Source organism: Massilia sp. UBA6681 (assembly GCF_002454935.1).
Taxonomy (GTDB): domain Bacteria; phylum Pseudomonadota; class Gammaproteobacteria; order Burkholderiales; family Burkholderiaceae_D; genus Telluria; species Telluria varians.
Genome location: NZ_DKJX01000078.1, coordinates 2013 through 7766, shown reverse-complemented (window position 1 = coordinate 7766; position 5754 = coordinate 2013). Strand labels below are relative to the sequence as shown.

Here is a 5754-nt window from a genome sequence, read left to right as displayed (position 1 = left end):
ACTCGATTTGCTCAACAAAGCCCTTCAATACTGCCTTGTACTTTCCCTTAGCTTTTTTCTCGATGCGCACGGCCATTGATAGTTTGTCGAGAGATTTAAGATTCTCCTGAACATAGCCAGCAGTCTCCTTAAACTCGTTACTGGTAAGGAATGAATTACCTGCAATAGCAGTTGCGGCAGCAGTTAACGCGCGAACGAGTACCGAGTCTTCCTGTGTTATGTCCGGAATCGTGAAAATTTGGCTTGGCGAACCTTCGACCGCACCGCTCTCGAGCTGCTTCACGACCTCGGCGCGAATCTCATCCGGATTCACATCGACTACCGCTGCGTATTCCCTGATCTCCGGGGGCGAAGGCGAGTAGAAGTAGTCAAACCGGCTGCGCCCCACATCGGTTAAAAGTGGACGTTTGGGTTCCAGTAAGGAAAATATGTTCAGCTGAGTTTTCGCGGAGCCGAAGGGATCGCTCGCGGTACAGGAGAAGCCGTCTTGTCCCTTCCCGATGATCACCAGGAGCGGCTCGGGTTTTTCCTTAGGCTCGCCGCTGTAGCTTGCTGGATCCAGACCGGATACTTCATATTTTCCAATGACCTGGCCGTCCGCACTGAGGACGAGAGGCTCCTTGAAGTCTCGGCCCACCCAAAGATGCAAGCGTTCTCCGTCGAAAAACAGGACTTTTTTGAGAAGTTTCTTTTCTCTTGGGCTGTAGAACTCCGACTTAGATTCGACCGTATAAATGGCGTTGCTCTTGAGATTGATATCAAAGAAGACATCGCGGTGCTTACGCAGAACGACTTTGACCTTATCGCCGGAACGCCAGCACTGCACACGCTCTCCCGGCAAGTCAATGCATACCTCTTGTGCGGTGTTCTTCGATGCAGGCCCTGATGCTTTTGCGCCCATGACGTGCCTCACTTGCGCTGTGGTTGCTTTGCACCGAATGGCCCGAGGGGCACATTCTTGATCACCGCTTTGCCGCTGTCGTCTAGTACGACCGCCTTCTCTGCTCCAGAGGCGAATCGCAGTGCAATCGGCTCATCTGTCAGCCTATTGCCGTCCGCATCGACATATTCGATCTCAAGGTCGCGTTTCAGCTTAAGTTCGGAGACCTTCATGGCCAGTTCAGGACTGGAAACGCTGACCGGCCCCGCCAACTCCTTCTTGCTCGCCTTGAACTCCACATTCCCCGGCGCATGCACTTCGATATTCCCCCCTTCCAGCTTGATATACGCCCCCTGCGCCGTCAGCAACACATGCTTCTTCGGCGCCGCAATCGCCACTGATTTCGTCACGCTCGCGACAGTGATCTTCTTGTCCGCCGTCAGCCTGGTCGGCCCTGACTGACTCTGGCTGCTCAGCTTCCCACTGGCCGCGTGCAGCTTGATGCCCACCTCCTGGTTCGGTTTTTCCTTGTTGGTGGCTTTGCCGTAGGTGAACAGGCTGATCCCCTTCGCAACCAGGGTGGACGAGTTGCCCTGAGCGACAACGTTGATGTCCTGCCCCGCAACGATGCTGCTCGTGGTCACTGCGGAAATCACCGCATCGGCCGGCGTGGTAACGACGATGCCCGCAGGGCTCGACAGCTGCAGCTGGGGCTCGCTGTACGCGATGGCATCACCATCGGTAGCACCGATCACCTCGGCGCCATGCGCCATCTCCTTCACGGCCGCGAGTTCGTCCGGCGCCGCCTCCCCCTCCAGCCTGGCGTTGTGCTTCTGCGCCAGGTTCGCCACATCGACCTGCAAGCGATGGCTCTCTTCGATCTGCGACACCGCCTCGCGCGAATCGAGCTGGCTGCCGCGCGCCCCCTGCCGTGCGTCGGTGGACAGCAACATCCCCTGCCCCGCCCGCAGCGCCAGGCTGTGCGCCGTCTTCAGCTCCGCCCCGAAGCCCACCGTCTGCAGCCGCTCGTTATCGGTCTGGTGCACCAGATGCCCCAGGTTCAGCTCCGCCGTGCCTTCATGCGCCTTCATGTGGCACTGCAGGGCAGTGCGTGCCTGCCCCGGGCTGTCGTCGAACACCAGCTGGCTATAGGCGCCTGTGCCCGACTGGCTGTCGCCCATGCCCTGCGACTTGAAGCCCGACAGCACCGCCGCATGCCCATGCCCGCCGCCTTCACCCGGAAACCATGGCGGCGCATTGCCGGTCGCCGCCCCGGGACCATGCGCGACCCCGTTGTGCTGGGCATCGGGCTGCCCGCGGCCGTTGTAGAGCGCCCCGATCACCACCGGCCGGTCGATGTCGCCCTCGATGAAATCCACCAGCACCTCCTGCCCCACCCGCGGCAGCATGTTGCTGCCCCAGTTGGCGCCGGCCATGGGCGTCGCTACCCGGACCCAGGTCCCGGCGGTGTCGTCACCGGGCGCACCCGTATGCCCGTCCGGCGACGGATGCAAGGCGCGGCTATGGCTCATCGCCCCGCGCTGCCAATGGAATTGCACCTTGATGCGATGATCCCTGTCGGTATGGACCACCGCACCCGGCGGCCCCGCCACGATGGCGGTCTGCTGGCCGCGCACGGTCGGGCGCGGATGGAGCAGGCGCCCATGTCCTTCCTCCCCCGTTGCGCGGTAAGGAACACCGGCAGGAATGGCTTCGATCCGGTTGCGGTACAGGGGACGATCGCCGGCGAGCTGCCGTGGAATCCTGGGCTCGGACTGGTGCATGGCCATTCCCGCCACCGGCCCCTGCCCCAGCAGCTTGTCGACCGTCTCGAGCATGTCGGCCGTCAGGTTGTTGTGCATCAGGTGCGTCGCAGTGGTGATCACGAAGCTGCGCGCGTCGTCGCCCGGCGCCTCGTCGAAGCGGGCATGCCCGTGCAAGGTGAAGCGCGTGCCGGGCGTGAAGGTCCGCACGGTGCCTGCGGCGATGTGGACCTGGCGCGCGGCCTCGCAGGCCTGGATCTGGTTCTCCGCCAGCCGCTCGCCTTGCTCGCGGGTCTCCCACGCATACAGTCCGGGCGTGTCGCGGCTGATCAAGGCTTCAGCCGGGCCGGCATGGCCCGCTGCCAAGACCTGGCGCTGGCGCACGGTGCGGTAATCCCAGCTTCCCAGCTCGATTCCATTGCTCAGCAGGCGGGACTCGGTCCGCCAGCGGTCGATGCTGTCGGCCTTCATGACGGCCCCTGGCCGTGTGAATGCGACCTGCGCCTGCGGGTTCGGCTGGAAGGCGCCATTGTGGTCGGCGATCACCATCGTGTGTGCGCCCAACGACGGGCTATCGGGATCGCCGCTGTGCTCGAAGAAGTAGAACAGGCCCTCCTCCAGCATCAGGCGCTCCACAAACGCGAGGTCGCTCTCCTGGTACTGCGTCGTCAGGCTGCGCTTGGGATAGATGCTGCGGTCGGCGATCTCCAGGCGCCAGGCCGGCGCCAGCCTGGCCCGGCCGCCATAGCTGCCGAAGACCACGTCGAGGATGTCGAAGACCGACATGTCCTGGAAGATGCGGCTGTCGCGGCCCAGCGAGAGAAAGCTGGTCCAGGGCTGCAGCGTCAGGGTGTAGCGGGCGAAGCCGCCATTGGCGCCGCTCATCTCCATCGCCGTGACATGGCCGTGGAAGGGCCGGAACGCATCGAGACTGGAGGCAGTGAGCAGCTGGAGCAGCGCCGGCTGGCCGATCAGCGACTTGAGACGCACATCGGCCTCGGTACAGAGGGCATCGATGGAAAAACGGAAGCCCCGGCTGATCCCTTCCTCGCCGCGCATGCATTCCGCCAGCAGCGCGCTGCCCAGCGGTGTCGTCAGCCTGAGCAGGCGGGTATCTTGCGTGAAGCTGCCGAAGGATGCGAGAAGACTGGCAATCTGGACGTGTTCGGACATCGCTTCCTCCATGCGCGCATACAAGGCGATTCCAGCGATTACACGCCGGGATTGCCATGTTGCTCTTGAGGAAGCTCAGCTTGCTTGCTTTTTGACAAGCAAAAGAAAAGCGCTGCCGCGTTTGTCGCGAGCAGCGCTTGTGAGCCGGACGAGTGCCGCTTACCGGTTGAGGTCTCCGCCAACGAAGGCATTCGGCAGCTGCTCGGCCGCCGTGGTCTCGAACACGTCGCCGTTCAGGTTGGTCAGCACCACCGGCAGTGCCTTGCCGCCCAGTTCCAGGATCACCTGGCGGCAGGCGCCGCAGGGGGCGATCGGGCCCTCGGTCTGGCCGATCACGGCCAGGGCCGTGAAATCGCCCGGCTTGTAGCCGTGGGCGATGGCGCTGAAGAAGGCGGTGCGCTCGGCGCAGTTGCACAGACCGTAGGAGGCGTTTTCCACGTTACAGCCGCGGAAGATGCGGCCGTCCTTGCATTCCAGTGCGGCGCCGACCTGGAACTTCGAGTACGGCGTGTAGGCCAGTTCGCGCGCGGCGCGGGCTTCGTCGATGAGTTTCGCGTATTTCATGGTCTGGGTATCAAGGACGGATGGTCTTGTAGATCATCGGCTCGGCCACCGCTGCATCAAGGCCGATCTGGTAGGCCGCCTGCACCTGGCGCACCGCCTGCTCGGCAGCTTCGCTGGAGCGTGCGTGCACCATCGCCAGCGGCTGGCCCACCGCGATCGCATCGCCCAGCTCCACCAGATTGGTGAGGCCGACGGCGAAGTCGATCGTGTCCTGCGGACGCACGCGGCCGCCGCCCAGCGCCACCACCGCCAGGCCGAGGCCGCGGGTGTCGACCGAGGTCGCAAAGCCGGCCTGCAGACTGGGTGCCGGCACGATGACCGGTGCGGTTTCCAGGTGTGCGTCCGGCTTGTCCATCAGGTCGGCCGGGCCGCCCAGCGCGGTGACCATGCGTGCGAAACGCTCGGCCGCTTCGCCGGAATCCAGCGCCGCCTGCAGCTTGGCGCGTGCTTCGGTGTCGTTGGCGGCGATGCCCGAGATGACCAGCATCTCGGCGCACAGCGCCATTGTCACTTCGTGCAGGCGCGCGGGGCGCGATTTGCCGGTCAGGTAGTCGATCGCGACGCGGACTTCGACGGCGTTGCCGGCCGCGTGGCAGAGCGACTCGTTCATGCCGGTCAGGATCGCCGAGGTGCGGGTGCCGGCACCGTTGCCGACGTGGACGATGCTCTCGGCCAGCTCCACCGATTTTTCGTAGGTCGGCATGAAGGCGCCGCTGCCGACCTTCACGTCCATCACCAGCGCGTCCAGGCCGGCCGCCAGCTTCTTGGACAGGATCGAGCCGGTGATCATGGCCACCGATTCCACGGTCGCGGTAGTATCGCGGATGCTGTAGAAGCGCTTGTCGGCCGGGGCCAGCTGGGCGGTCTGGCCGATGATGGCCACGCCCACGTCCTTGACGACCTGGCGGAATGTTTCCGGGTCCGGCACGGTGCTGTAGCCGGGGATCGAATCGAACTTGTCCAGGGTGCCGCCGGTGTGGCCCAGGCCGCGGCCAGAGATCATCGGCACGAAGCCGCCGCAGGCCGCGATCATCGGGCCCAGCATGAGCGAGACCACGTCGCCGACGCCGCCGGTGGAGTGCTTGTCGACCACCGGGCCCGGCAGGTCGAGGGATTTCCAGTCGAGGACCTGGCCGGAATCGCGCATCGCCAGCGTGAAGGCGACACGTTCGTCCATCGTCATGTCGTTGAAGTAGACCGCCATCGCGAGTGCCGCGATCTGGCCTTCGGTGGTGCTGCCGTCCGGGATGCCGCGCACGAAGAACTGGATCTCTTCGGCGCTCAGGGTGCCGCCGTCACGCTTTTTGCGGACGATTTCTTGGGGGAGGAACATAAATAAACCCTTTTCTATAACGTAGGGTGGGCGGGTCTCCC

The 5754-nt window shown here is 64.0% G+C and carries 3 protein-coding genes and 1 pseudogene; all 4 read right to left on the bottom strand.

Annotation, left to right across the window (positions count from 1 at the left end; genetic code table 11):
* Window positions 1-901, bottom strand: a pseudogene (locus B2R83_RS12990) (hypothetical protein); the annotation flags it as partial.
* An 8-nt stretch (window positions 902-909) separates the two neighbouring features.
* A complete protein-coding gene (locus B2R83_RS12985) occupies window positions 910-3816 on the bottom strand; it encodes a type VI secretion system Vgr family protein (protein WP_292041855.1) in 2907 nt (968 codons plus the stop codon).
* Window positions 3817-3975: 159 nt separating this feature from the next.
* Window positions 3976-4380, bottom strand: coding sequence for a cytidine deaminase (locus B2R83_RS12980; RefSeq protein WP_209587960.1), 405 nt, complete (start codon window positions 4378-4380; stop codon window positions 3976-3978).
* Window positions 4381-4390: 10 nt separating this feature from the next.
* Window positions 4391-5713, bottom strand: a complete 1323-nt coding sequence (deoA, locus tag B2R83_RS12975; protein WP_292041852.1) for a thymidine phosphorylase — start codon at window positions 5711-5713, stop codon at window positions 4391-4393.
* Between the last annotated feature and the right edge of the window lie 41 nt (window positions 5714-5754).

Excerpts from the sequence above, each read along its gene's own strand:
- B2R83_RS12985 (WP_292041855.1), bottom strand. The coding sequence starts at position 3,816 with ATGTCCGAACACGTCCAGATTGCCAGTCTTCTCGCATCCTTCGGCAGC.
- B2R83_RS12980 (WP_209587960.1), bottom strand. The coding sequence starts at position 4,380 with ATGAAATACGCGAAACTCATCGACGAAGCCCGCGCCGCGCGCGAACTG.
- deoA (WP_292041852.1), bottom strand. The coding sequence starts at position 5,713 with ATGTTCCTCCCCCAAGAAATCGTCCGCAAAAAGCGTGACGGCGGCACC.